This is a genomic window from Streptomyces sp. NPDC055189 (assembly GCF_053606765.1).
Window position 1 is genome coordinate 25,483 of record NZ_JBSGSG010000072.1, and the last position, 25,009, is coordinate 50,491.

At 71.6% G+C, this 25,009-nt stretch carries 26 protein-coding genes; 14 read left to right on the forward strand and 12 right to left on the reverse strand.

Annotated elements, in window-relative coordinates; translation table 11 throughout:
* Positions 1 to 94: 94 nt before the first annotated feature.
* Positions 95 to 1,006: a LysR family transcriptional regulator gene (locus tag ACWFR3_RS35165; RefSeq protein WP_453738753.1), complete on the forward strand. Its 912-nt coding sequence runs from the start codon at positions 95 to 97 to the stop codon at positions 1,004 to 1,006.
* On the opposite strand, the gene ACWFR3_RS35170 is transcribed toward ACWFR3_RS35165, so the two are convergent.
* A complete protein-coding gene (locus ACWFR3_RS35170; RefSeq protein WP_453738754.1) occupies positions 995 to 1,459 on the reverse strand; it encodes an ATP-binding protein in 465 nt (154 codons plus the stop codon). The two genes, ACWFR3_RS35165 and ACWFR3_RS35170, sit on opposite strands and share 12 nt — an antisense overlap.
* Positions 1,460 to 1,727: 268 nt before the next feature.
* Here ACWFR3_RS35170 and ACWFR3_RS35175 point away from each other — a divergent pair, with 268 nt between their 5' ends.
* Together ACWFR3_RS35175 and ACWFR3_RS35180 are read left to right on the forward strand one after the other, a co-directional pair.
* On the forward strand, positions 1,728 to 2,588 hold the full coding sequence (locus tag ACWFR3_RS35175) for a helix-turn-helix domain-containing protein (RefSeq protein ID WP_453738755.1): 861 nt from the start codon (positions 1,728 to 1,730) through the stop codon (positions 2,586 to 2,588).
* Between the two features lie 9 nt (positions 2,589 to 2,597).
* Positions 2,598 to 2,822 (forward strand): DUF397 domain-containing protein, encoded by a 225-nt coding sequence (locus ACWFR3_RS35180; protein WP_453738756.1) that lies wholly within the window; start codon positions 2,598 to 2,600, stop codon positions 2,820 to 2,822.
* Here ACWFR3_RS35180 and ACWFR3_RS35185 read toward each other — a convergent pair whose 3' ends face one another.
* A complete protein-coding gene (locus tag ACWFR3_RS35185; protein WP_453738757.1) occupies positions 2,823 to 3,965 on the reverse strand; it encodes an 8-amino-7-oxononanoate synthase in 1,143 nt (380 codons plus the stop codon). It lies immediately after the preceding gene.
* 163 nt (positions 3,966 to 4,128) lie between these two features.
* Between ACWFR3_RS35185 and bioB the strand changes: the two genes are divergently transcribed.
* The 4 genes from bioB (at position 4,129) to ACWFR3_RS35205 (ending at position 8,296) form a co-directional block, all read left to right on the forward strand.
* Entirely contained in the window at positions 4,129 to 5,361 is a 1,233-nt protein-coding gene (gene bioB / locus ACWFR3_RS35190; RefSeq protein WP_453738758.1) for a biotin synthase BioB, read from the forward strand.
* Positions 5,354 to 6,652, forward strand: coding sequence for an adenosylmethionine--8-amino-7-oxononanoate transaminase (locus ACWFR3_RS35195; protein ID WP_453738759.1), 1,299 nt, complete (start codon positions 5,354 to 5,356; stop codon positions 6,650 to 6,652). Before bioB ends, ACWFR3_RS35195 begins: the two co-directional genes overlap by 8 nt.
* Positions 6,653 to 6,658: 6 nt before the next feature.
* Positions 6,659 to 7,393: a dethiobiotin synthase gene (gene bioD / locus ACWFR3_RS35200; RefSeq protein ID WP_453738760.1), complete on the forward strand. Its 735-nt coding sequence runs from the start codon at positions 6,659 to 6,661 to the stop codon at positions 7,391 to 7,393.
* A 231-nt stretch (positions 7,394 to 7,624) separates the two neighbouring features.
* On the forward strand, positions 7,625 to 8,296 hold the full coding sequence (locus ACWFR3_RS35205) for a class I SAM-dependent methyltransferase (RefSeq protein ID WP_453738761.1): 672 nt from the start codon (positions 7,625 to 7,627) through the stop codon (positions 8,294 to 8,296).
* A gap of 18 nt (positions 8,297 to 8,314) precedes the next feature.
* Here the strand turns inward: ACWFR3_RS35205 and ACWFR3_RS35210 are convergent, their stop codons facing one another.
* The 3 genes from ACWFR3_RS35210 to ACWFR3_RS35220 are packed head-to-tail and all read right to left on the reverse strand — an operon-like array spanning position 8,315 to position 9,335.
* Positions 8,315 to 8,677 carry a VOC family protein gene (locus ACWFR3_RS35210; RefSeq protein WP_453738762.1) on the reverse strand — a complete coding sequence of 121 codons (363 nt, stop codon included), beginning with the start codon at positions 8,675 to 8,677 and terminating at the stop codon, positions 8,315 to 8,317.
* Between the two features lie 55 nt (positions 8,678 to 8,732).
* Positions 8,733 to 9,071, reverse strand: a complete 339-nt coding sequence (locus ACWFR3_RS35215) for a fic family toxin-antitoxin system, toxin component (RefSeq protein WP_453738763.1) — start codon at positions 9,069 to 9,071, stop codon at positions 8,733 to 8,735.
* A 36-nt stretch (positions 9,072 to 9,107) separates the two neighbouring features.
* Positions 9,108 to 9,335, reverse strand: a complete 228-nt coding sequence (locus tag ACWFR3_RS35220; protein ID WP_383272256.1) for an antitoxin — start codon at positions 9,333 to 9,335, stop codon at positions 9,108 to 9,110.
* A gap of 218 nt (positions 9,336 to 9,553) precedes the next feature.
* Here ACWFR3_RS35220 and ACWFR3_RS35225 point away from each other — a divergent pair, with 218 nt between their 5' ends.
* The 6 genes from ACWFR3_RS35225 to ACWFR3_RS35250 all read left to right on the forward strand — a co-directional run bounded on the left by ACWFR3_RS35225 (position 9,554) and on the right by ACWFR3_RS35250 (position 17,668).
* Positions 9,554 to 10,432 carry an ABC transporter ATP-binding protein gene (locus tag ACWFR3_RS35225; RefSeq protein WP_453738764.1) on the forward strand — a complete coding sequence of 293 codons (879 nt, stop codon included), beginning with the start codon at positions 9,554 to 9,556 and terminating at the stop codon, positions 10,430 to 10,432.
* Between the two features lie 15 nt (positions 10,433 to 10,447).
* Positions 10,448 to 13,012, forward strand: a complete 2,565-nt coding sequence (locus ACWFR3_RS35230; RefSeq protein ID WP_453738765.1) for an ABC transporter permease — start codon at positions 10,448 to 10,450, stop codon at positions 13,010 to 13,012.
* Between the two features lie 45 nt (positions 13,013 to 13,057).
* Complete coding sequence (locus ACWFR3_RS35235; protein WP_453738766.1) at positions 13,058 to 13,483, forward strand: GNAT family N-acetyltransferase; 426 nt, start codon at positions 13,058 to 13,060, stop codon at positions 13,481 to 13,483.
* 181 nt (positions 13,484 to 13,664) lie between these two features.
* The gene (locus ACWFR3_RS35240; RefSeq protein ID WP_453738767.1) at positions 13,665 to 14,996 is read left to right on the forward strand and encodes a hemolysin family protein; all 1,332 of its coding nucleotides are present in this window, start codon (positions 13,665 to 13,667) and stop codon (positions 14,994 to 14,996) included.
* Positions 14,993 to 16,006 (forward strand): hemolysin family protein, encoded by a 1,014-nt coding sequence (locus ACWFR3_RS35245; protein ID WP_453738768.1) that lies wholly within the window; start codon positions 14,993 to 14,995, stop codon positions 16,004 to 16,006. Before ACWFR3_RS35240 ends, ACWFR3_RS35245 begins: the two co-directional genes overlap by 4 nt.
* Positions 16,007 to 16,036: 30 nt before the next feature.
* Positions 16,037 to 17,668, forward strand: a complete 1,632-nt coding sequence (locus ACWFR3_RS35250; protein WP_453738769.1) for an ABC-F family ATP-binding cassette domain-containing protein — start codon at positions 16,037 to 16,039, stop codon at positions 17,666 to 17,668.
* Positions 17,669 to 17,728: 60 nt separating this feature from the next.
* Here ACWFR3_RS35250 and ACWFR3_RS35255 read toward each other — a convergent pair whose 3' ends face one another.
* Positions 17,729 to 17,977 carry a holin gene (locus ACWFR3_RS35255; protein WP_453738770.1) on the reverse strand — a complete coding sequence of 83 codons (249 nt, stop codon included), beginning with the start codon at positions 17,975 to 17,977 and terminating at the stop codon, positions 17,729 to 17,731.
* An 87-nt stretch (positions 17,978 to 18,064) separates the two neighbouring features.
* Positions 18,065 to 18,460, reverse strand: a complete 396-nt coding sequence (locus tag ACWFR3_RS35260; RefSeq protein WP_453738771.1) for a cupin domain-containing protein — start codon at positions 18,458 to 18,460, stop codon at positions 18,065 to 18,067.
* A gap of 52 nt (positions 18,461 to 18,512) precedes the next feature.
* On the opposite strand from ACWFR3_RS35260, the gene ACWFR3_RS35265 reads away from it, so the two are divergent.
* The gene (locus ACWFR3_RS35265; protein WP_453738772.1) at positions 18,513 to 19,505 is read left to right on the forward strand and encodes a GlxA family transcriptional regulator; all 993 of its coding nucleotides are present in this window, start codon (positions 18,513 to 18,515) and stop codon (positions 19,503 to 19,505) included.
* Between the two features lie 115 nt (positions 19,506 to 19,620).
* Here the strand turns inward: ACWFR3_RS35265 and ACWFR3_RS35270 are convergent, their stop codons facing one another.
* The 5 genes from ACWFR3_RS35270 to ACWFR3_RS35290 form a co-directional block, all read right to left on the reverse strand.
* Complete coding sequence (locus ACWFR3_RS35270) at positions 19,621 to 20,757, reverse strand: acyltransferase family protein (protein ID WP_453738779.1); 1,137 nt, start codon at positions 20,755 to 20,757, stop codon at positions 19,621 to 19,623.
* Between the two features lie 195 nt (positions 20,758 to 20,952).
* On the reverse strand, positions 20,953 to 21,978 hold the full coding sequence (locus ACWFR3_RS35275; protein ID WP_453738773.1) for a hemolysin family protein: 1,026 nt from the start codon (positions 21,976 to 21,978) through the stop codon (positions 20,953 to 20,955).
* Complete coding sequence (locus ACWFR3_RS35280) at positions 21,975 to 23,312, reverse strand: hemolysin family protein (protein ID WP_453738774.1); 1,338 nt, start codon at positions 23,310 to 23,312, stop codon at positions 21,975 to 21,977. Before ACWFR3_RS35280 ends, ACWFR3_RS35275 begins: the two co-directional genes overlap by 4 nt.
* A gap of 198 nt (positions 23,313 to 23,510) precedes the next feature.
* Complete coding sequence (locus tag ACWFR3_RS35285; protein WP_453738775.1) at positions 23,511 to 24,443, reverse strand: M56 family metallopeptidase; 933 nt, start codon at positions 24,441 to 24,443, stop codon at positions 23,511 to 23,513.
* 6 nt (positions 24,444 to 24,449) lie between these two features.
* On the reverse strand, positions 24,450 to 24,839 hold the full coding sequence (locus ACWFR3_RS35290) for a BlaI/MecI/CopY family transcriptional regulator (protein ID WP_453738776.1): 390 nt from the start codon (positions 24,837 to 24,839) through the stop codon (positions 24,450 to 24,452).
* Between the last annotated feature and the right edge of the window lie 170 nt (positions 24,840 to 25,009).

Below are 25,009 nucleotides of genomic sequence, written 5' to 3' on the forward strand. Positions count from 1 at the left end.
TCCTGACTCTGCCTAAAGCAGGCGTTTAGCCCCACGCCGACGGACAGCGCCACGCGGTCCCACCGCCCGTCGGCCCCCTGCACCGGGAGAGACCATGTACGACCCGACACGGCTGGCCGCACTGGTGGCGGTCTCCGAGGCCGGGTCGATCACCCGTGCCGCCGAGCGCCTCGGCTACACCGTGCCCGCCCTCTCCCAGCAGCTGGCCAAGCTCGAACGCGAGGCGGGCACCGCACTTCTGGTACGGCATCACCGCGGGGCACGTCTCACCGGCGCTGGCGAGTTGCTGCTCGCCCGGGCGCGCCGGGTCCTGGACGAGATGGAGCAGGCCCGGCACGAACTGGCCCGGCTCGCGGGGCTGTCCGGCGGCAGGCTGAGCGTGGGCACCTTCACCAGCGCCGGGATCCATCTGGTGCCGCCCGCGCTGACCGCGTTCCGCCGCGCCCATCCGGACATCGATCTGACGGTACGGGGCTATGAACCGCCGCTCGGCGTCGCGGCCGTGGCGGCGGGCGAGGTCGATCTGGCCCTCACGCACACGTACGAGCCGATGGAACCGGTGCCGCTGCCCGCGTCCGTGACCGCGGAGCCGGTCCTGGTCGAGGAACTGGTCCTGGTGACCTCGCCCGGCCACGCGCTCGCCAGCGCCCCGGCACGGCTGCCCCTGAGCGAGCTCGCCGGTCACCCGCTGATCAGCATGGCGCCGGCGCATCGGCCCCGCCGGGCCGTGGAGTCCGCGCTCGTGGCGGCCGGAGCGACGCCCTCGGTCCTGGTGGAGACCCCGAACTACGCCCTGGTGTGCGCGCTGGTCAGCTCCGGCCTCGGCATCGCCGTCGTACCGGAGATGGTCGCGCGGACCGCGGTGATGCCGGTGGGGGTGCGGGCGCTTGAGCCGGGGAATCTGCGCCGTACGATCTCGGTCGTCCACCGCACCGACGAGTCGCATCCCGCGGCGGACACCTTCCGGGCGCTGCTCAGGGGCGCCTTCGGGCGCTCAGCGGGTTGAGGGCCAGGCCGGGGTCGCCGCGTCGCCGCGGACCTGCGCGGTCCACGGCAGCGCGATCCAGACCGTCTTGCCGCCCTCGGGGGTGGGCGTGACCGAGAGACGGCCGCCGCACTCCATGGTCAGCCAGCGGATGATCACCAGGCCGCGGCCGTTGTCCTGCTGGACGGCGGCGGGCAGCCGCTTGGGGTAGCGGGGGTGGCTGTCGGTGACACCGATGCGCAGTTGTTCCTCGCGGTCCAGTTCGATGTCCACCGTGAAGGTGGGCGACTGGCCGCGGGTGTGCTGGACGGCGTTCGTGGCGAGTTCGGAGACGATGAGCCGGATCGTGTCGGCCACTTCCGTGTCGTCCGGCAGACCCCATTCCGCGAGGACGTTCGAGACGTACTTCCGGGCCGCGGAGACCGAGGCAGGATCGCTCGGCAGGGTGACGGATGCTTCCTGAAGGTCGGCCATGGCGACGTGTCCCTTTCCCACCGGGGCTCGGCTCCGACTCGTAGCGGAAGGCACGAGGACAGTCCCGGAATGGTGCTTCGCGCCAGCCTGCCACTCCCGGGCCCCTCACAGGTGGTCATCCATCAAGATGTGCATATATCTGTCGCTCGAAGCGGTGAACTCTGCTACGGAAGACCGTATTTGGGCGCGGGGCCGACGCTTCCTCTACTGTCGCCGGTGAGCGGCCGGCGGAGGCCGGGGAAGAGGCTCCGTCGGGAAGGAGACGGACATGCGGTACGGTCCCGCGGTGCGCCGCCGGAAACTCGGTGCCGAGCTTCGAGCGCTGCGCACGCAGGCCGGGCTCACCAGTGGCCAGGCGGCGGACCGGGTCGGCTGGCATCAGTCGAAGGTCAGCCGGATCGAGACGGGGCGTAGCGGGGCCAAGGCCGCCGACGTACGCCTGCTGCTGGAGGCGTACGAGGCGAAGGACCCCCATCTGCGCCAGTTGCTGGTCGCGTTGGCGGGCTCGGAGGAGGACAGCGGGCGCGGCCACTGGTGGCACGCCTACCGCGACCTGCTGCCGCCCGCCTACCGCGACTTCATCAGCCTGGAGTCGCAGGCCTGCCGGGTCCGCACCCTTGAGACCACGGTCGTTCCCGGTCTGCTGCAGACCCCGGACTACGCGCGTGCGGTGACGCGTGCGGCACTCGACGGACTGCCGGACGAGCAGGTGAACGCGCTGGTCGAAGTGCGTCTGGCCCGCCAGGACGTGCTGCGCGCGGCCCCGCCGCTGCGGCTGAGCGTAATCCTGGACGAATCGGTGCTGCACCGGCAGGTGGGCGGCAGCGAGGTGCTCGACGGTCAGTTGAAACGGTTACTGGAGGCCGCACAACTCCCCCACGTGCGGCTTCAGGTGCTGCCGTTCGCCGCAGGCGAGCATGTGGGCCTCATCGGTTCTTTCGTTATTTTTTCGTTTCCGAACATTTCTGATCTGGATGTGGTTGTTCTCGACCACTTGACGAGTAGCCTCTACCTCGAACGGAGAGAGGACCTCCGGTCGTACACGGATGCCTTCAACTCCCTTCAGGCAAAGGCACTTTCACCCGAGGAATCAACGGACCACATCGCCGGGATACGTGACGGCGCGTAAGGGGGCACCATGACTGCACTCCCTCGGCACGTACCTTCCAGCACCTCTCTGCACGGCGCTCAGTGGCACCGCAGCAGTCGCAGCAACGGAATGAACAACTGCGTGGAGACAGCCTCGCTCGCTTCAGGGCCGAAGCAGGGGCTGCTCGCCGTGCGCGATTCGAAGAACACCGCAGGGCCCGCCCTGCTCTTCTCGTCCGCCACCTGGGAGGCCTTCGTCAACGGCCTTCGCTGACTACCATGGCGCGGTGCGGCTGATCACTCGTACGGCATCGGCGATCTGAGCGTCGGTGAGATCCGCACGGGCGGTCAGCCGCAACCGCGAGATGCCGTCGGGCACCGACGGCGGACGGAAGCAGCCGACGGCCAGGCCCGCGCCCCTGCAGTCGGCCGCCCATCGCACGGCCGCCTCGGGCGACGGCGCCCGCACGGAGACGACGGCGGCGTCGGGACGTACCGCCGAAAGACCCTCTGCCGTAAGGCGTTCATGCAGCTCGGCTGCGAGCGCGCGAGCCCGGGCGGCGCGCTCGGGCTCCCTGCGCAGCAGCCGCAGCGCCGCAAGTGCCGCACCCGCGGCGGCAGGCGCGAGCCCCGTGTCGAAGATGAAGGTGCGGGCCGCGTTGACCAGATGGTCGATGACCTCGGCGGGGCCGAGGACCGCGCCGCCCTGGCTGCCGAAGGACTTCGACAGGGTGACCGTGGCCACCGTGTGAGCGGTGCCCGCGAGCCCGGCCGCCTGCGGGGCACCACGCCCGCCGTCGCCGAGCACCCCCAGACCGTGGGCGTCGTCGACGATCAGACCGGCACCGGACTCCGCACAAACGGAAGCGAGTTCGGTGAGTGAAGCCGCGTCGCCGTCGACCGAGAAGACCGTGTCCGACACGACGACCGCCGGACCCCGATGACCGTCCAGCGTCTTGCGCACCGCTTCGGGATCGGCGTGCGGCACCACCTGCGTCGTGCCGCGTGCGAGGCGGCAGCCGTCGATCAGCGAGGCGTGGTTGCCCGCGTCCGAGACGATCAGCGAGCCGTGCGGGGCCAGCGCCGTGACCGCGGCGAGATTCGCGGCATATCCGGAGGAAAAGACCAGGGCGGCCTCGAAGCCGCAGAACGCGGCGAGTTCGCGTTCGAGTTCCGCGTGCAGTTCGGTGGTGCCCGTCACCAGACGCGAACCGGTCGCCCCGCCGCCCCAGCGCCGGGCCGCCGCCGCCGCGCCCTCGATGATCCCGGGGTGCCTGGCCAGGCCCAGGTAATCGTTGCTCGCCAGGTCGAGGAGGCCCCCGGCGTCGGCGGGGCGGGGGCGCAGGGTGCGCACGAGTCCGGCCTGTGCACGCAGGCTCGCCTGCTCGTCGATCCAGTCGAACGGCGAGCTCGCCATGGGGGTTCCTCCGGGTCGTAAGGACTGGCCGTTTTGTAGACAGTGCACAGACCCTAGCCGTCCGGCCACCGGGCCAGGATGTGGCAATACCCACACCTCTCAGCGTTTCTGTTGTGCGAAGTCTCCTTGGAAAGGGAGCCTCTCGTACGTAAGGATCGGCGCCATGGATCTGCTGAACACGCTGGTGGACAAGGGGCTTCGGCGCGAGCTGCCGACCCGCGAAGAAGCGCTGGCCGTATTGGCCACCTCCGACGACGAACTGCTCGACGTGGTTGCCGCGGCCGGGAAGGTACGGCGGCAGTGGTTCGGGCGGCGGGTGAAACTCAACTATCTGGTCAACCTCAAGTCGGGTCTCTGCCCGGAGGACTGCTCGTACTGTTCCCAGCGTCTGGGCTCGACGGCAGGCATCCTCAAGTACACGTGGCTCAAGCCCGACGAGGCATCGCAGGCCGCGGCGGCCGGGGTGGCGGGCGGCGCCAAGCGGGTCTGCCTGGTGGCCAGCGGCCGCGGCCCCACCGACCGTGACGTCGACCGGGTCTCGCAGACCATCGAGGCGATCAAGGACCAGAACGAGGGCATCGAGGTGTGCGCGTGCCTCGGACTGCTCTCCGCGGGCCAGGCGGACAAACTGCGCACGGCGGGCGCGGACGCCTACAACCACAATCTCAATACGTCCGAGGCGACGTACGGCGAGATCACCACGACCCACACGTACGCCGACCGCGTAGACACCGTGCAGCAGGCGCAGGCCGCGGGCCTCTCCGCCTGTTCGGGTCTGATCGCCGGCATGGGCGAGACGGATGAGGACCTGGTGGACGTGGTCTATGCGCTGCGCGACCTCGACCCGGACTCGGTGCCCGTCAACTTCCTGATCCCCTTCGAGGGCACCCCGCTGGCCAAGGAGTGGAACCTCACCCCGCAGCGCTGCCTGCGCATCCTGGCGATGGTCCGCTTCGTCTGCCCCGACGTGGAGGTGCGCATCGCGGGCGGCCGCGAGGTGCACCTGCGCTCGATGCAGCCCCTGGCCCTGCACCTGGCCAACTCCATCTTCCTGGGCGACTACCTGACCAGCGAGGGCCAGGCAGGCAAGACCGACCTGGACATGATCGCGGACGCCGGTTTCGAGGTCGAGGGCGCCGGCACGGTGACGCTGCCGGAGCACCGCGCGGACGCGATCGCGGCGGCGGGGTGCGGGTCGCACGCGGGCGGCGGGGGCGGCTGCGGCTCGCACGGGGACGGCGGGGGCGGCTGCGGGCCGTGCGGCTCGTCGGAGCCCGCCGGTTCCTCCGTGCCCTCGCAGGCCGAGGCCGCGCAGGACGAGACGTCCGAGGTGCGCACCGATCTGGTGGCCGTTCGCCGCCGGGGCGCGGGAACGGATCTGGCGCCCAATGCCTGACCTCTCCGCCCTCTCCGTGCCCGAACTGCTCGACCTTGACCGCCGCCACGTGTGGCATCCCTACGGCCCGATGCCCGGCCGCCAGGAGCCCCTGGTCGTCGAGTCGGCCGGCGGCGTACGGCTGCGACTCGCGGGCGGCGGGGACGAGTTGGTCGACGGCATGTCGTCCTGGTGGTCGGCGATCCACGGCTACAACCACCCCGTGCTCAACGACGCGGTGCGCGGTCAGCTGGACCGGATGAGCCACGTCATGTTCGGCGGGCTCACCCATGAGCCCGCCGTCCGCCTGGCGAAGCAGCTTGTCGACATGTCGCCAGACGGCCTGGAGCATGTCTTCCTCGCGGACTCCGGTTCGGTGTCGGTCGAGGTCGCGGTCAAGATGTGCCTGCAGCACTGGCGCTCGCTCGGCCGCCCGGAGAAGCGCCGGATGCTGACCTGGCGCGGCGGCTACCACGGGGACACCTGGCAGCCCATGTCGGTGTGCGACCCCGAGGGCGGCATGCACGAGCTGTGGCAGGGAGCGCTGCCCCAGCAGGTGTTCGCGGACGCGCCGCCCGCGGGATACGAGGCGTACGACGACGCGTACGCCGACCACCTGCGCGAGATGATCGGGCGCCACGCCGACGAGCTGGCCGGCGTGATCGTGGAGCCGGTGGTGCAGGGCGCGGGCGGCATGCGGTTCCACTCCCCTGCCTATCTGCGGGTTCTGCGGGAGGCTTGCGACGAGCATGACGTGCTGCTCGTGTTCGACGAGATCGCCACGGGGTTCGGTCGTACGGGCGCGCTGTTCGGCGCGGACCACGCGGGTGTCACGCCCGATGTGATGTGCCTGGGCAAGGCGCTGACCGGCGGTTATATGACGCTGGCGGCCACGCTGTGCACGCCGCGGGTCGCGGACGGCATCTCGCGGGGCGAGGTGCCGGTGCTTGCCCACGGCCCGACGTTCATGGGCAATCCGCTGGCCGCCGCGGTGGCCTGCGCCTCGATCGAGCTGTTGCTCGGGCAGGACTGGCAGACCGAGGTCAAGCGCATCGAGACGGGCCTGCGCGGCAGCCTTGCCGAGGCGGCCGAACTGCCGGGCGTCCGGGACGTACGCGTGCTCGGCGCGATCGGCGTCGTCCAGCTCGACCACGACGTGGACATGGCAGCGGCCACCCGTGCCGCGACGCGCGAGGGGGTGTGGGTGCGGCCGTTCCGCGACCTCATCTACACGATGCCGCCGTTCATCACGAGCGACGACGACGTGGCACGGATCGGACGCGCCGTGTGCGCGGCGGCGAAGGAGGGCTGAGCGCAGATGGCAGTCATCGTGGTGTCCGGAACCGGCACCGAGATCGGCAAGACCGTCACGACGGCCGCCGTCGCCGCCCTCACGCTCGCCGCGGGGCGCAGTGTCGCGGTGCTCAAGCCCGCGCAGACGGGGGTGGCGCCCGGCGAGCCGGGCGACGCCGAAGAGGTGACGCGGCTGGCGGGCGACGGGATCACCACCCTCGAACTCGCCCGCTTCCCCGAGCCGTTGGCACCGAACACCGCCGCGCGCCGGGCGGGCATGGCACCGGTCCGTCCGCACGAAGTCGCCGAGGCGGCGCAGAAGCTGGCGGCCGCGCACGACCTGGTCCTGATCGAGGGCGCGGGCGGGCTGCTCGTGCACTACGACGACGAGGGCGCCACCCTCGCCGACGCGGCCCGCCTCCTCGCGGCCCCGGTCCTGGTCGTCGCACCGGCGGGCCTCGGCACCCTGAACACGACCACGCTCACCGCGGAGGCCCTGCGCGCCCGCGACCTCACCCCCCTGGGCGTAACGGTCGGCAGCTGGCCCGCCGCACCGGACCTGGCGTCGCGCTGCAACCTCGCGGACCTGCCCAAGGCCGCGGGCGCGCCGCTCCTGGGCGCGATCCCGCAGGGCGCGGGCACGCTCGCCCCGGCCGATTTCCGCAGCCGGGCCGGGGGCTGGCTGGGTCCGGAGCTCGGGGGCGCCTGGGACGGCGCGGCGTTCACGGCGGCGGAGGCGCCGGGGGCGCTGGAGCGCTGAGACACGGGAGCACCGGGACACGGCAGGTGGGGCGGTTTCGGCGCCCGTACGGCTTCGGGCGGGTGCGCCTCAGTGCACGGCTGTCGCCCCGCCTGCGGACGCGCAGCTCACGGGCACCCTTCGCATCGTCGAGGGTGCCCGTGAGCCGTTCACTCGCGGGCCGTCACAGGAGGGAAAGCCCTCTCTGCGGGGCACCATTGCGGTATCCGCTCGCCCCGCCGAGGAGGGTCCATGTCACCTCGCTCCGCCAAGGCCGCGTCCCGTGACGCCGTCCACCATCCCGTCTTCGCCCGTTTCTACGCCCGCCAGAGCGTGGCCGCCGAGCGCGTGATCGCCGCGTACCGCAAAGAGCTGCTCGGCGGTCTGTCCGGCCGGGTGATCGAGGTCGGCGCGGGCAACGGCCTGAACTTCGCGCACTATCCGACGGCGGTTTCCGAGGTCGTGGCCATCGAACCCGAGCGCATCCTGCGGCAGTTGGCCGCGTCCGCCGCCGTGCGGGCCGATGTGCCGGTCGACGTCGTGCCCGGCGCCGCGGAGGCCCTGCCCGTCAAGAGCGAGGCCTTCGACGGCGCCGTGGCCTCGCTGGTGCTGTGCAGCGTGCGCGACGTGCCCCGCGCCCTGGGCGAGCTGCGGCGCGTCCTGCGCCCCGGCGGCGAGCTGCGGTTCTTCGAGCACGGCGTGGCGCCGGGCCCGGCGATGGCGACCGCTCAGCGCGCCCTGGACCGCACGCTCTGGCCCCTGCTCTTCGGCGGCTGTCACGTCGCACGGGACACGGTGGGCGCCCTGCGTGACGCGGGCTTCGAACTCGGCTCGTACCGGCGCCTGTTGGTGCCTCCTAAAGGGCCGCGGCTGCCCTCTTCGTACTGCGTGCTCGGCACCGCACGGCGACCGGAGAGCGACTGACCGGCGGCGGGGCGGGCGTCAGATCGCCTGCGTGAGGTTGACCGCGTTGCCGTCCGGGTCCTTGATGTGCGCGACGCGCTGCCCCCACGGCATGTCGTTGGCAGGACCGAGCGTCTCGCCGCCGAGGGAATCCACCCGTTTGAGGAGGTCGTCGACCGCCTCCACCGCCACGCTCAGCAAAATGCGCTGCGGCGTGTCGAGCGGCACGCTCGTGTCGGAGACGACCCCGAGTTCCGAGTCGCCGATGCGCAGGTCCACGAAGAACGCGGGCCCTTCCTCCGGGGTCCTGGACACCTCTTGCGCCCCGAGCAGCTCTTGATAGAACCGCAGCAGGCGGTCGAGATCCGGGGTGATGATCATCGGCAGGATGGCGGCGGGCATGGGCGTCCTCCTGGGGTGCGACTCTCTCACCCCGAACCTATCGCCGCCGCATGATCTAAAGGCTCCACTTGCGCAGTTCGTCCGCGATGGCCCCCACGCTCGCGCCGTCCTCCTTCACCAGGCGGGCCAGTTCGCGCACCTGCTCGGGCGAGGTGACGACCTTCATGCCGCTGGCGACCAGATAGGCGTAGGCGACGGACGAGGCGAAGAGGGCGTTGGAGCGTTCCAGGGCGGGAATGTGCAGGAGGACCTGGAGCAGGGCCGCCGCGCGGTCGTGCGGACTTTCGTAGACGGGTACGCCGAAGATCTCCGCCTCGTGCCGGCTGACGGCGGCCACCAGGGCACCCCAGTCGGTGACCTGCGGGTCTCCGGGTGTCTTGTGTTCGGCGATCATCAAAAGCCAGGCAAGATCGATTCTGAGGTTCAAGGGCTAACGTCGACCCTCGCGCTCGGGACCGAACTCTTCGGCGAAGACGGACTCGTACTGCTTCATGAAGTCGGCGGCGGCCTCGACGAAGGTGTGCCCGATTTCGCCGGCGTCCTGTTTGACGAGTTCTTCGATGTAGCGGTTCACGCTCATCCCGCGGGCGAGCGCGCGCTCGCGTGCGGCCCGGGCGGTGCCTTCGTCCACCCGCACGTTCAGCTGGGTCTTCGCCATTCCTTCAAGCTAGCGCCGTAGCGCTAGCACCGGCAAGAGGGCGCGGGAGAGCACGGAGGCGCACGGAGCGACCGCACGCACGGGCCGGGCGGCGCCGGTCCGGTGCCCCCTACATACGTATCCGGTTCACGACCTCGGAGGGATACCGGCACCCGCACCGACCCCCTACTCTCGGCAGAATCAAGGGAGTTGGAACGGCCACGACCCGGGAGGCGGCCTTGTCCACACCTGCTTCTGCATCGGCCACGGGCCTTGCGGAGCCCGCCGGGGTCGCCGCGCGCGCACGCGCCCTGACCAAGGCGTACGGCTCCGGCGAGACCACCGTGCTCGCCCTCGACTCGGTCGACGTGGACATCGCACGCGGCCGCTTCACGGCGGTCATGGGCCCGTCCGGTTCGGGCAAGTCCACGCTCATGCATCTGCTCGCCGGGCTCGACACGGTCTCCGCGGGCCAGGTGTGGCTGGGCGACACCGAGATCACCGGGCTCAAGGAGCGGGAGCTGACGCAGCTGCGGCGGGACCGCATCGGATTCATGTTCCAGTCCTTCAACCTCATCCCCACCCTCAACGCCCTCGAGAACATCACGCTTCCGATGGACATCGCGGGCCAGCGCCCCGACCGCGAGTGGCTGGAGTACGTCATCGATACGCTCGGCCTGCGCGACCGCCTCAAGCACCGGCCCGCCCAGCTCTCCGGCGGCCAGCAGCAGCGCGTGGCCTGCGCGCGGGCGCTCGCCTCGCGCCCCGAGCTGATCTTCGCGGACGAACCGACCGGCAACCTCGACTCGCGCGCGGGCCTTGAGGTACTCGGCTTCCTGCGCGACGCCGTGGACAAGCTGGAGCAGACCGTCGTCATGGTCACCCACGACCCGGGCGCGGCAGCCCACGCCGACCTGGTGCTCTTCCTCGCGGACGGCAGGATCGTCGACGAGATGCCGCGCCCCACGGCGGACTCGGTCCTGGAACGCCTCAAGCGGTTCGACTCGATGCAGGCCAAAGAGCAGGGGGGTCACGCCGAGGCCGGCGGCGCTCCGGGCGTCGCTGAGACCGACAGCGCCCGGGGCGTCGGCATCGACAGCAAGCCCGACCAGGACTGAGACGGGAGCGCGGCCATGCTCAAGGCAACGCTCCGCAGCTTCCTCGCGCACAAGGGCAGGCTGCTGCTCTCCGCACTCGCCGTGATCCTCTCGGTGGCGTTCGTCGCGGGCAGCCTCATCTTCTCGGACACGGTGGCCCGCACCTTCGACCGGCTCTTCGCGTCGACGTCCGCCGATGTGACCGTCGAGCCGAAGGAGGACCTCGACGAGGCGGTGCCCTCGGGGCAGACGCCGACGATCCCCGCGAAACTCGCGGGCCGGATCGACGGGGTCGACGGAGTCGCCCGTACCCGGATCGACGCGGCCGTCGAGAACATCACGGTCGTCGACAGCGAGAACGACCCGGTGGGCCCCACCACCGGCGCCCCCACCATCGCCACCAACTGGCAGGTCACCGACCGCAGCCCCGTCGAGCTGACCTCGGGGCACGCCCCGCGCGGCAAGGACCAGGCGCTGCTCGACAAGGACACGGCAGACAAGAAGGACGTGCAGATCGGCGACACCCTCACGGTGCTCGCCGCGCCAGGATCGTTCAAGGTGAAGGTCGTCGGCATCGTCACCTTCACCACCACCAACCCCGGCGCCGCCCTGGTCTTCCTGGACACTCCGACCGCCCAGCGCGAACTCCTGGGCAACAAGAACGCGGCGACCGGCATCTCGGTGGACGCCGCCCCCGGCGTGAGCGACACCGAACTCAAGGGACGTATCGCCGCCGAACTGGGCTCGGGCTACGACCTGAAGACCGCCGACGAACAGGCCGACTCCGCCGCCTCCGAACTCGGCGGATTCCTGGACGTCATCAAGTACGTGATGCTCGGCTTCGCCGGGATCGCCGTCCTGGTGGGCATCTTCCTGATCGTCAACACCTTCTCGATGCTGATCGCGCAACGCACCCGCGAACTGGGCCTGCTGCGCGCGCTCGGCGCCGACCGCAGGCAGGTCCGCCGCTCCGTGCTCACCGAGGCGGTCCTGCTCGGCGTGGTCGGTTCGACGGTGGGCCTCGCGGCGGGCATCGGTCTCGCGGCCGGGCTCATCGAGCTCATGGGCGTCTTCGGGATGAACCTGAAGTCCACCGAGATGGTCATCGGCTGGGGAACTCCCGTCGTCTCGTACGTCGTCGGGGTCGGCGTCACGTTCGTCGCCGCGTATCTCCCGGCCCGGCGCGCCGCCCACGTCTCGCCGATGGCTGCCCTCGCCGACGCGGAGATCGCGGGCACGGGACGGCCGTTGAAGATCCGCGCGACGGTCGGCGTGGTCGTGGGGGCGGCGGGCGCCGCGGCGCTCGTGGGCTGCGCCACCGCCGAGGAGACGTCATCGGCGGCGTCCCTGCTCGGGCTCGGCCTCGTCCTGACCCTGATCGCCACCGTGATCGCGGGACCGCTCCTGGTCCGCCCGGTGATCCGGGTCCTCGGCGGCGCGTTCCCCGCCGTATTCGGCTCGGTCGGCCGGATGAGCCAGCGCAACGCCCTGCGCAACCCGCGCCGCACGGGCGCCACGGCCGCCGCGCTGATGGTGGGCCTCGCGCTGGTGAGCGGCATGTCGGTGGCGAGCGCTTCGATGACCAAGTCGTTCGACGAACAGATCGACAAGACCCTGGGCGCCGACTTCGTCGTACAGAACAGCAACTTCATGCCGTTCGCGCAGGAGATCACCGAGAAGGTGCGGGACACCGACGGCGCCGGACTCGTGGTGCGTCAGCGCTTCGCGCCCGTCAAGGTGTCCATGCCGGACGGCAAGAGCGTGGAGACGACCGCGGCGGGCTACGACCCGCGCCTCGACGACGTCGCCCGCGTCACGTACGTCACGGGCGACACCTCCACGGCGCTCGCACCCGGAAGCATCGCCATGCAGCGGGACTTCGCGCGGGACCACAAGGTCCGGACGGGCTCGAAGCTGCCCGTGGAGTTCCCCGGCGGACGCAAGACGGAGCTGACCGTGGGCGCGCTCACCGACCAGCCGGGAGCCGAGGGGTTCGGCGTCGAGGGCGGGCTCTTCCTCGGCCTGGCGACGGTCGAGGAGTTCGTGCCCGGCGGGCAGGACTCCGCGCTGTACGTGAACGCGGCCCCTGGCACGGACGACGACACCCTGCGCGACCGCCTCGAGAAGACCCTCGACCCGTATCCGCAGGTGCAGGTGCGCGACCAGGCCGACTACAAGGAACTGATCCGCGAGCAGATCGCCGTGATGCTCTACCTCGTCTACGCGCTGCTCGGCCTGGCGATCATCATCGCGGTCCTCGGCGTGGTCAACACCCTCGCCCTGTCGGTCGTCGAGCGCACCCGCGAGATCGGACTGCTGCGCGCCATCGGACTCGCCCGGCGCCAGCTGCGCCGGATGATCCGCCTGGAGTCGGTGGTGATCGCCGTGTTCGGCGCGCTGCTCGGGCTCGCGCTCGGTCTGGTGTGGGGCGTCGCGGCCCAGCAGGTCCTTGCCCTGCAGGGCATGACGGCGTTCGCGATCCCCTGGACGACGGTGATCGCGGTCCTCGTCGGATCGGTGATCGTCGGTCTCGCGGCGGCGCTGCTGCCCGCCCTGCGCGCATCACGCATGAATGTGCTGGCGGCCATCGCCCACGAGTGAGAAGTCAGTGGCCCGCGGCCCGGCTCGCGTGCTTGGCTCTCGGGCGTGACCGAGATGCGCATACGTACGGCCGAACTGTCCGACGCACAGAACGTGCTCGACTTCTGGGAGGTGGCCGCCGAGGGGACGTCCATCACGGACGACGTCGACGGGGTGAGCCGGCTCATCGCTCGTGACCCCGACGCCCTGATCCTCGCTGAGTCCGGCGGGCTCCTCGTGGGCTCCGTCGTGGCCGGTTACGACGGATGGCGGTGCAGCTTGTACCGGCTTGCCGTGCTCCCCTCCCACCGGCGGCAGGGCATCGCGTCCGCCCTCCTCGACGCGGCCGACCGCAGATTTCTCGCCGTGGGAGGCCGCCGCGGGGACGCCATGGTCCTGGACCGCAATGAGCGGGCCCATCACGCCTGGCGGGCCGCGGGGTACGTGGCGCAGCCGGAGTGGAGCCGCTGGGTCAAGCGCCTCGGCGACTGAGCGGCCGGGGCGGGGGTACCCGTGGACAATCCGCAGGAGTGGCCCTCACTGATCCTTTAAAATGGACGGACCACTCGAACGCCAACGAAAGGTGTGAGCGTCCGCCGATGGGCGAGCCCGTCAGTACCCGACATCGCGCATTCCCCCGTTCCCTGCCCGATCATGGGACGGAGGTGACCCGATGACCGAAGTGCTCCTGCTCCTCGTGGCGGTGCTGCTCTCGCTGGCCTGCGGCGTCTTCGTCGCCGCCGAGTTCTCCCTCACGACGGTCGAACGCAGCGAACTGGAGCGTGCCTCCGAACGCGGCGAGCGCGGCGCCGCCGGCGCCCTGAAGGCCGTCAAGAACCTCACCTTCCAGCTCTCCGGGGCCCAGCTGGGCATCACCGTCACCAATCTGGTCGTCGGCATGCTCTCCGAGTCCTCCATCGCCAAGCTCATCGCGGGCCCGCTGCGCGCCATGGGCATCCCCTCGTCGGCGTCCTCGTCGATCGCCCTGGTCATCGGCACGGCCCTGTCGACGGTCTTTTTGATGGTCGTCGGCGAGCTGGTCCCCAAGAACTGGGCGATCTCCTCACCGCTGGCCGTCGCCAAACGGGTGGCGACACCGCAGCGCCTGTTCAGCTCCGTGTTCCGCCCCTTCATCGCGCATCTGAACAACACCGCGAACCGCTCCGTACGACGCTTCGGCATCCAGCCGACCGAGGAGCTGGCCTCCGCGCGCAGCCCCAAGGAGCTGGTGGCCCTCGCCCGGCACTCCGCCAAGGAAGGCTCTCTGGAGCCGGACACCGCCGAGCTGTTCGTCCGCACCCTGAACCTCGCCGACCTCACCGCGGAGAACGTGATGACGCCCCGCGTCCAGGTCATGGCCCTGGACGTGATGGCCACCTGCGAGGACGTCGCGAACGCCACCCGCGCCACGGGCCTGTCCCGCTTCCCCGTCTACCGCGGCAGCCTCGACTCGGTCGTCGGCGTCGCGCACATCAAGGACGTCCTGGCCATACCGGCCGAGCGCAGGGCCCGCTATCCCGTCGCCGAGCTGATCCGCGAGCCCCTGCTCGTACCGGAGACGCTGACCGTCGACCGGCTGCTCGACCGGCTCTCCGGCAAGCGCACGATGGCCGTGGTCATCGACGAGTACGGCGGCACGGCCGGCGTCGCGACCCTGGAGGACATCGTCGAGGAGGTCGTCGGCGAGGTGCGGGACGAGCACGACCCGCACGAGACGTCCGACATCGCCGCCGCGGGCACGGACGACGACGGCCGGACGCAGTACTCCGCCGACGGCTCGGCCCGCACCGACCAGCTGGCCCGCGTCGGCCTGCGCGTGCCGGACGGCCCTTACGAGACCCTGGCCGGGCTCGTCGCGACCGAGCTGGGCCGTATCCCGGCCGAGGGCGACAGCCTCGATGTGGGCGGCTGGCGGCTCGACGTCGTGGACGCCCGGGGCCGCCGCGCGGCCCGCGTCCTGCTGCACGCGCCCCCGCACGACGACCACCAGGAGGAGGAGCGATGATCGCCGTCCAGTTGCTGATCGGCCTTGCGACCCTCGTGGTCAACGGCTTCTTCGTCGGCGCCGAGTTCGCCCTCATCTCCGTACGCAGGAGCCAGATCGAGCCGTACGCCGAGGAAGGCGACCGGCGTGCCAAGAGCGTGCTGTGGGGTCTGCAGCACGTCTCCGCGCTGCTCGCCGCCGCGCAGCTCGGCATCACGCTGTGCACGCTGGTTCTCGGCATCGTCGCCGAGCCCGCGATCGCGCATCTCCTGGAGCCGCTGTTCGACGGCGTCGGAGTGCCGCACGGCATCGTTCACCCGATCTCGTTCGTCATCGCCCTGACCGTGGCGACGTATCTGCACATGCTGCTCGGCGAGATGGTCCCCAAGAACATCTCGCTGGCCGAGCCGGTGCGCACGGCGCTGCTGCTCGGCCCGCCCCTGGTCGCGATCGCGCGGGCCCTTCGCCCGGTCATCTTCGCGATCAACGCGTTCGCCAACGGCCTGCTCAAGCTGCTCAGGGTCGAGGCGAAGGACGAGGTCAGCGCGTCCTTCTCGGACGACGAGCTCGCCCGGATGGTCAAGGATTCCGGCGACGCGGGCCTGATCGACGACCGCGCCCAGGAGCGGCTGCACGACGCGCTCGAACTGGGCCGCCGCCCCGTCAGGGATGTGGTGCTCCCGCTGGAGAGCGTGGTCTACGCCCGGGTGGGCGTGACGCCGGAGGAGCTGGAGCGGCTCTCGGCGGAGTCCGGCTTCTCGCGCTTCCCCGTCGTGGACGACGGCCGTCGCATCGTCGGCTATCTGCACGTCAAGGACGCCCTTGACCGGATGCCGCGCGATCTGCCGTTCCGGGTGCCGGACATGCGCAAGATCGCGCAGGTCCGCGAGACCACGCCGCTGGACGACGTACTGACCGCGATGCGCCGCAGCCGCACCCATGTGGCGGCGGTGCTCGGCTCGGACGGCAGGCTGGCCGGCATGGTCACCATGGAGGACGTACTGCGGGAGCTGTTCGGTCAGCCCGTGTGACCGGGAGCCCGGCCCGCCGGACCCAGGGGGATGCGCACTGTGAGTCAACTCGTCCTGCGCGACGTGTCGTACGGATATCCGGAGCGGCCCGTCCTCGACCAGGTCTCCCTGTCGGTGCGGCCCGGCGAGAAGGCGTGTGTCATCGGTGAGAACGGCTCGGGGAAGTCGACGCTCCTGCGTCTGATGGCGGGCGAGTTCGAGCCCGCCGACGGCGAGGTGGCCGTCGTCTCGGACGGCGGCACCGGCTATCTCGCCCAGACCCTGCGCCTTCCGCCGCACGCCACCGTGCAGGACGCGGTGGACGACGCGCTCGCCGAACTGCGGGATCTGGAGCGGCGGATCCGGCGGGCGGAGGAGTCGCTCGGCGCGGCCGGGGAGTCCGAACTCGCCGCGTACGGGGACCTCATCGCCGCGTTCGAGGCCCGTGACGGCTACCGCGCCGACGCCCGCCTCGACGCGGCCCTGCACGGTCTGGGCGTACCGCACCTGGAGCGTTCCCGGACCCTGGGATCGCTGTCCGGCGGCGAGACCGCGCGCCTGGCGCTCGCCTGCGTCCTTGCCCCGCAGCCCGAACTGCTCCTCCTGGACGAGCCGACGAACCACCTGGACGACCAGGCGCTCGGCTGGCTGGAGGAACGGCTGCGCGCCCACCGGGGCACGGTCGTCGCCGTCACCCACGACCGCGTCTTCCTCGACCGGGTCGCCGAGGTGATCGTCGAGGTCGACGGCGACCGCAGGTCCGTGGCCCGCTTCGGCGGCGGCTGGCACGGCTATCTGGAGCAGCGCGCCACGGCCCGGCGGCGCTGGGAGGAGCGCTACCGGGAGTGGAGCGAGGAGGTCGAACGCCAGGAGCGACTGGCCGAGGGCGGCAGCAAGCGCCTTGCGGTCGGCTGGCGGATGAGCGAGAGCCCGCGCTTCGCGAGCAACAACCGGTCGGTGGAGGGCCAGCTCTCCGGCATCGTGCGCAACGCCCGCGAGCGGCTGCGCAGACTGCACGCGGAGCCGGTGCCGCGCCCGCCCGACCCGCTGCACTTCACGCCGGGCGAGGGCATCGAGGGCGGCGACCACCCCTTCGTACGCCCGGCGGAGCTGACGGACGTCACCGTGGGCGAGCGCCTCACCGTCGGGAGCCTGCTCCTCGAACCGGGGTCGCGCACGCTGGTGACCGGGGTGAACGGCGCGGGCAAGTCGACGCTGCTCGGCGTCCTGGCCGGCGTGCTCGCCCCGGACCGCGGGGAGGCCCAACTCCCCTCCCGCGTGGGCTACTTGCCGCAGGAGATCGAGTACAGCACCTACGAGGACACGGCGAGGCCACTGCTCGACGCGTTCGCTGCGGGTCTCGCGGGCCTCCCCGAGGACCACGCGGATGCGCTCCTTTCCCTCGGCCTCTTCCGCGAGGAGGACCTGGTGGTACCGGTCAAGGGCCTCTCCGTGGGCCAGCGCCGCCGCCTGGCCCTGGCCCGCCTGGTGACGCGCCCGGCCGACCTCCTCCTGCTCGACGAGCCGACGAACCACCTCTCCCCCGCCCTGGTCGAGGAACTCGACGAGGCACTGGCCGGATACCGGGGCACGCTGGTCGTGGTGTCCCACGACCGGCGGCTGCGGGAGCGGTTCCGGGGAGAGCGGGTTTCGGTGGAGGCCGGACGGCTGGTCAGGCCCTGACCACGGTCAGAGCCGTACGGGCCGGTCATAGCCGTACGGGCCGGTCAGACCCTGCTCCCGTCAGGGCGTGGCCCGACCCCCGCGGGTCCTGGGTGTCTCCGTGATGCCGGGCCCCCGGCCCCCGACGTTCGCGGCGCCGACCGCCGTGAGGACGGCGAGCAGCGTCGCCATCCCCGCGGTGGCGAGCGCCGCCTTCCAGTCGACGTCCAGGAGGGTGGTCGCCCCGGCGACCAGGACGGCGGCGAGCGACTGCGCGAAGGTACGGAGCGCGCGCTCCGTAGTGGCCTTCCAGAATCCAGCGGTCCACATGCTTGACCCCACCTCTCATGGTCGACGGGTCCACACCTGGCATACCGCTGGCGCGTACCGGTGCCCAGAGGGTTGACCAGGGCATTCTCAGAGGTTCAGGCTGTGGCCCGTCGTCTCGTCGACGTGGTCGGGGATCTCGTCGTGCCGGTCGCCGACCGTAGGGGTGCCCGTCGGCTCGAAGAGAAGGATCTTGGCACCGGACGGGGCCGACGGCTTGTGTTCCGTGCCGCGCGGGACCGTGAAGACGGCGTCCTTGGGAAGGGTGACCGTGCGTTCGCCGGCCGACTCGCGCAGGTGGATGCGCAGTTCGCCCTCCAGAACCAGGAAGAACTCGTCGGTGTCGTCATGCACGTGCCACAGATGGTCGCCTTCCACCTTGGCCACGCGTACGTCGTAGTCGTTGACGCGGGTGACGATGCGCGGGCTCCACAGGGCGTCGAAGGAGGCAAGGGCCTTGCCCAGGGCGATGGGTTCGTTGCTCATGGCTCAAGCGTCCGGCGTTCGCCGCCGTCACCGTGAGTGGTAGAAATAGCGTATGTCGCAAGGATCCTCTCAAGCTGCCGCGGCAGGGGCCCTGCACCGTGTCGTCGTCATCGTCGACGCCAACTCCAACCCCTTCGAACTCGGCTGCGCCACCGAGGTTTTCGGACTCCGCAGGCCCGAACTCGGGCGTGATCTGTACGAGTTCGGTCTCTGCTCGCCCGATCCGCACACCCTGATGCGGGACGGCTTCTTCACGCTCACGGGCGTCGCCGGACTCGACGCGGCGGACTCGGCGGACACCCTGATCGTGCCCAACCGGCCCGACATCGAGGTCCCGCGCCGCCCGGCCGTCCTTGACGCCGTTCGCCGCGCGCACGCCCGCGGGGCCCGGCTCGTCGGGTTCTGCAGCGGTGCCTTCACGCTCGCCGAGGCCGGAGTGCTCGACGGGCGCCGGGCCACCGCGCACTGGCAGTGGGCGGACGACTTCCGGGCGCGTTTCCCCGGCGTACGGCTCGAACCGGACGTGCTCTTCGTCGACGACGGCGACATCCTCACCGCCGCGGGCAGCGCCGCCGCCCTCGACCTCGGGCTGTATCTGGTCCGCCGGGACCACGGCGCCGAGGTAGCCAACGCGGTCAGCCGACGCCTGGTCTTCGCCGCCCACCGGGACGGCGGCCAGCGGCAGTTCGTGGAGCGTCCGGTGCCCGACGTGCCGGACGAATCCCTGGCCCCGGTCCTCGCCTGGGCCAGGGAACGGCTCGACTCGCCCCTCTCCGTGCCGGGCCTCGCGACGCACGCCGCGCTGAGCCCCGCGACCCTGCACCGCCGCTTCCAGGCCCAGCTGGGCACCACGCCCCTGGCCTGGCTCACCGGCGAGCGTCTCGCCCTGGCCTGCCGGTTGATCGAACGGGGCGTGGCCCCCTTCGAAACGGTCGCCCGGCGCAGCGGCCTCGGCACCACCGCCAACCTGCGCGCCCTGATGCGCCGCGACACGGGCCTTACCCCTTCGGCGTACCGGCGCCGGTTCGGGCCCGCGCCGGAGTGAGGCGGTCCGCGTCCAGGCGTCGGCCACTGCGCGTACGGCGTCCGCCCAGTACGTACCGCCCGGCATCTCGCACTGGTGGACGAGAGGTGAGATCAGGGTCCGGCAGGTGTCAGCGCTATCTCCTGCGGTGCGCGCCCCGCCCGCGGGCCAGCGCCTTCGCGTCCTTCTTGAACGCCCACTCCATCTCGGGTTCCATCGCGAACTTGAAGAGGCGCTGCACCGGCGGCGTGCACAGCGCGGTGATGAGGGCCGCCGCGCCGATGGTGACCGTGATCTCGCCGAGCGGCGTGTGCAGCCAGTCCAGTTCGTACCAGTCCCAGAAGCGGGAGCCCTTGGCGACGAAGCCGTGCAGCAGATAGCCGTAGAGCGTGCCCGCGCCCAGGGCGGTGAACCAGAGCCTGCGCCCCGGGACCCAGGCGAAGAAGCAGGCGACCAGGACCACCGAGCAGCCGAACATCGCCAGCGTCATCACGCCACCGGCCCAGCCGGGCGCGGCAAGCTCCTGTGCGCTGTCGCGGCGGTAGAACCACGCGGCGTTCATGCGCGGCGCAGCCCAGTACGCGAACAGCAGGGCCAGCGCGAAGACGGGCAGCGCCAGGATCCGGGCCTCTCGGCGGCGCACGATCTGGAAGTGCTCGGGCTTCAGGCACAGGCCGAGGACGAAGAAGGGCAGGAACTGCAGCACGCGTTGCAGGTCCAGGTCGTCGCCGATGTCCGGCGAGACGGAGGCGAGTATGGCGATGGCCAGCGCGATCGGCAGCGGCCAGCGCACCACCTTCCACAGCGGGGTGGTCAGCCGCCAGACGAAGAGCGCGACCAGGAACCAGGTGAGGTACCAGGGGTCGAGCAGACTGATCGGGTATGTGGGGTCGTCGCCCGCCCAGCGCTTGAAGAAGGTGTACGCGACTTCGAAGATGACGTACGGCACGGCGATGCCCGTCACCAGGCGCTTGAGGCGGCCGGGGCTCGCGTCGAAACTCCGCGAGAAGTAGCCGGAGATGACGATGAACGCCGGCATGTGGAAGGTGTAGACGGTGATGTAGAGCGCGGCCGCCGCCCGGCTGTCGCCTCGCAGCGGCTCCCACGCATGGCCCATCGCGACCAGCACGATCGCCAGGTACTTGGCGTTGTCGAAGAACGAGTCGCGTTGCTTGACCGGCGGCTTCGGCGCCACGGTGGGGACCGTGGGCGCCGCCGGAGGGGCACTGCGCGCGGCGGGCAGCGGCGCCCGCAGTGCCCCGGCTTGATCCATCGAGCGGACAGGCTCACTCACGGGACCTCCCGGGGGAACCCGGGCCCGCGGTCTCGCGTCTTACGTCAAATGCGGGTGCTACACCTGTGTAGAACATCACCGGCACCCTAGCCACCGGAGCCCCCGCACGTACAGTCGCGCCACCTGTGAATCAGCCGAGCACCCCCGGTGGATCAGCCGGGTGCACCCGATGAATCAGCCGAGCGCCGCCGGTGAGGGACCGACCAGCTCGGTCAGGACGTCCTCCATGGTGACGAACCCGAGCACGGTTCCGCTCGCGCCGGTGACCGCGGCAAGGTGGCTGCCCGCGGCCCGCAGCGCGGTGAGGGTGTCGTCCAGCGGGGTGTCGATGTGCACCCGGGTGACCGCGTGCAGGGCGCCGCGCGGGAAGGGCCGGTCCCGCTCGGTGATGCCCAGGGTGTCCTTGATGTGCAGGTAGCCGAGCAGGGTGCCGTCCGGCCCGGTCACCGGGAAGCGGGAGAAGCCGGCGTCGGCGGCCACCCGCTCCAGGCGCGCCGGGGTCACGGAGTGCTCGACGGTGTGCATCTTGGCCATCGGCACGAGGATCTCGCCGACGGGCCGGGTGCCCAGCTCCAGGGCGTCGCGCAGCCGCTCGCCGTCGGCGGCCGACAGGAGCCCGGCGGCGCTGGAGTCGACGACCATGCGGGCGAGCTGGTCGTCCGTGTAGACGGACTCGACCTCGTCCTTCGGTTCGACCCTCAGGAGCTTCAGGAGGGTGTTGGCGAAGGCGTTGATGCCGAAGACGACCGGCTTGAGGGCGCGGGTGAGGGCGACCAGGGGCGGGCCGAGCAGCAGGGCGGTCCTGGCGGGCGCGGCGAGCGCGATGTTCTTGGGGACCATCTCGCCGATCAGCATGTGCAGATACGTCGCCACGGTCAGCGCGATCACGAACGCGATCGGGTGCACCAGTGCGTGCGGGATGTGGACCGCTTCGAAGCCCGGCTCCAGGAGGTGCGCGATGGCGGGTTCGGCGACCGCGCCGAGCACCAGCGAGGAGACGGTGATGCCGAGTTGGGCGGTGGCCATCATCGCGGAGATGTGCTGCAGGCCCCACAGCGTGATGCGGGCGCGCTTGTCGCCCTCCTGGGCGCGGGGCTCGATCTGGGAGCGGCGTACGGAGATCAGGGCGAACTCGGCGCCGACGAAGAAGGCGTTGGTGAGCAGGGTCAGGGCGCCGATGGCGAGCTGGAGCGTGGTCATCGTGCCTCCTCCACGGCCTGGCGGGGCACCTGGAGTGCCGGTTCGGTGATGCTGATCCGGTCGGCGCGGTGGTGCTCGACGGTCAGGACGGCCAGTTGCCAGCCGTCGAGGTCGAGGGAGTCGCCCTTGGCCGGGATGCGGGACAGGCGGGTGGCGATCAGGCCCGCCACGGTCTCGTACGGTCCTTCGGGCGCGGTGAGGCCTATCCCCGCGAGCTGGTCGATGCGGACGCCGCCGTCGGCCTCCCACACGGTGCGGCCGTCCGAGGAGGTCTGGGCGGGCAGCAGGTCGGGGACCTCGACGGGGTCGTGCTCGTCACGTACTTCGCCGACGACCTCTTCGACGATGTCCTCCACCGTCGCCACTCCGGCCGTGCCGCCGTACTCGTCGATGACCACGGCCATCGTGCGGGTCTCGCGCAGCCGCTCCAGGAGCCGGTCGGCGGGCAGGCTGTCGGGCACCAGCAGGGGCTCGGTGGCCAGGTCGGTGACCGGGGTAAGCCGGCGCTCGCCGGGGGGCAGGGCGAGTACGTCGCGGATGTGCACGGTGCCGATGACCTCGTCCAGGCTGTCGCGGAAGACGGGGAAGCGGGACAGGCCCGTGGCGTGCGTCAGGTTCGCGGCGTCGGCGGCCGTGGCGTGCGCCTCCAGGGCGCGCACGTCCACGCGCGGGGTCATCACGTTCTCCGCGGTGAGCTCGCTCAGGTGCAAGGTGCGCACGAACAGTTCGGCGGAGTCCGCCTCCAGGGCGCCCTCGGCGGCCGAGCGCCGGGCGAGGGCGACCAGCTCCTCGGGGGTGCGCGCGGAGGCCAGCTCCTCCGCGGGCTCCAGGCCGAAGCGGCGTACGACGTGGTTGGCGGTGTTGTTCAGATGCCGGATGAAGGGTCCGAAGGCGGCGGTGAAGCCGCGCTGCGGGGCGGCCACCACCTTGGCGACGGCCAGCGGCCGGGAGATCGCCCAGTTCTTCGGCACCAGCTCGCCGACGACCATCAGGATCACGGTGGAGAGAACCACGCCGAGCAGGGTGGCCGTGGCCGGGGCGGCGCCGCCGAGGCCGGCCGCCTCGAGGGGGCCGCGCAGGAGCGCCGCGAGGGACGGTTCGGCGAGCATGCCGATCACCAGCGAGGTGACGGTGATGCCCAGCTGCGCGCCGGACAGCTGGAAGGTCAGGCGCCGGACGGCCTTCAGGGCCCCCTCGGCACCTCGCTCCCCCGCCTTGGCGGCGCGCTCCAGGTCACCGCGCTCGACGGTGGTCAGGGAGAACTCGGCCGCGACGAACAGCGCGCAGGCGAGCGTGAGGAGCAGGGCGAGCAGCAGAAGCAGGATCTCGGTCACCGTGCCACCCCCGTTCCCTCACGCTCGGACAGCGGGCGGGAAATGGCACGGTTCGTACTGGGAGGCTCACCCATTGCGGGTCCGTGGCTCCTTCTCGTACTCGTACGGGTGTCGTACGAGGGCGGTGGCGGGGAAGCGGTACTGCTTCTACAGCCACTGTAAAGGAACGGCAAACCGTACCGGCAGGGTCCTGTCGCCTCAGAGCGGGGTGGCCGCGTGCAGGATGAGGACCATGGTCACGGCCGAGTTGGCCGATGACATGGCGGAGATCGCCGCCCCCGCGGTCGCCGCCCAGGCCGCGAGCCCCACCGCGGTGAACAGCGACGGCCAGCTGCGCGCCGCGGGAGCGGGACCCAGCAGGGCCGCCACCCGGCGGGGCACGGGCCCCGGTGCGGCGAGACCGGCCAGGGTCGGGGCCGGGGCGCCGCGGGAGTGCAGGGCCGCCTTGCCGATCGCGCGGGCGACGGTCTTGCGGTCGCCGACGACATGGGCGGCGTCCTCGTCCGCCCACCGCTCGGTGGTGTAGGACACGGCCGTGCGCAGGGGGCGCAGGAAGGGATTGGCGCGCGCGGCAAGCTGCACCGCCAGGAGGTAACGGTGGTGCCGGGTCGCCAGGTGGGCGCGCTCATGGGCGAACAGGGCGCGGCGTTCGGCGGGCCCGAGGCAGTCGAGCAGGGCGGTGGTCACCACGACCCGGTCGCGGGCGCCGCCGGGCAGCGCATAGGCGTAGGGCTCGTCGTCGGGCAGGACGGCCACGGAGGTGCCGGGAAGGCCGGCGAGGGCGCGGTGGGCGCGGCGGCGTACCTGGCGGTGGCGCCACAGGGTTCGGCCGCAGGCCACGGCCACGGCGAGCAGGCCGGGGATGGCCAGGCGTCCGGCGATCCCGTCGTAGGGGACGGCGGCGCGCACCTCGGGGTCCGACCAGCCGTCAGGCAGGGGGTTTCCGGGCAGCTGGGCCGTGCCGACGACCATGAGCAGGCCCAGGCACAGGGTGCTGCAGAGCGCCATGACGGCGGCGACCACGGTGAGCAGCCGGGTGGCGGTCCGCGGGTGCAGGCGCTGCTCGGCGAGCCGGGCGACGGGCCAGGCAGTCAGCGGCAGCACGAGCGGCAGAAGGACGAACATCCCCATGGCGGTTCAGGTGTCCCTCTCCGCCTCGGCCTGGCTCAGGAGCTCGCGCAGCAGGCGCTCGTCGCCGGGCGGCAGCGCGGTGAGGAAGCTGGCGAGGACCGCCTCCCGGTCGCTCTCGCCGTCCAGGACCTTGCGCATCTTGCGGGCCGCGAGGCCCGCCTCGTCGGACGACGGCGTCCACGCGAAGGAGCGGCCCGCGCGTTCACGGGTCACCGCGCCCTTGTCCAGGAGCCGGCTCAGGATCGTCACGACGGTCGTGTACGCGAGGTCCCCGCCGAGCCGCTCCTGCACCCAGCCCGCGGTCGCGGGGCCGTCCGCCTCGCGCAGGGCCGAAAGGACCTGCGCCTCCAGCTCACCCTGCCCCCGCCGCCGGGAACGCCGCTCCTGCTCCGCCACGCCCGTCTTCCTTCCGCCGTCTTGTCGTACTGGACGAGGCTAACGCGCGCGCCGGGGCCGGTCGGCCCGCCCGCCCCTGCCGCCTTCGTCCGGAACGGCACGCTCAGGAATCTGCCCGTGCGTTCCGGACGCGATTGAGGCACCCGTGCCCCGCCCGCGCCCGCTGCGGG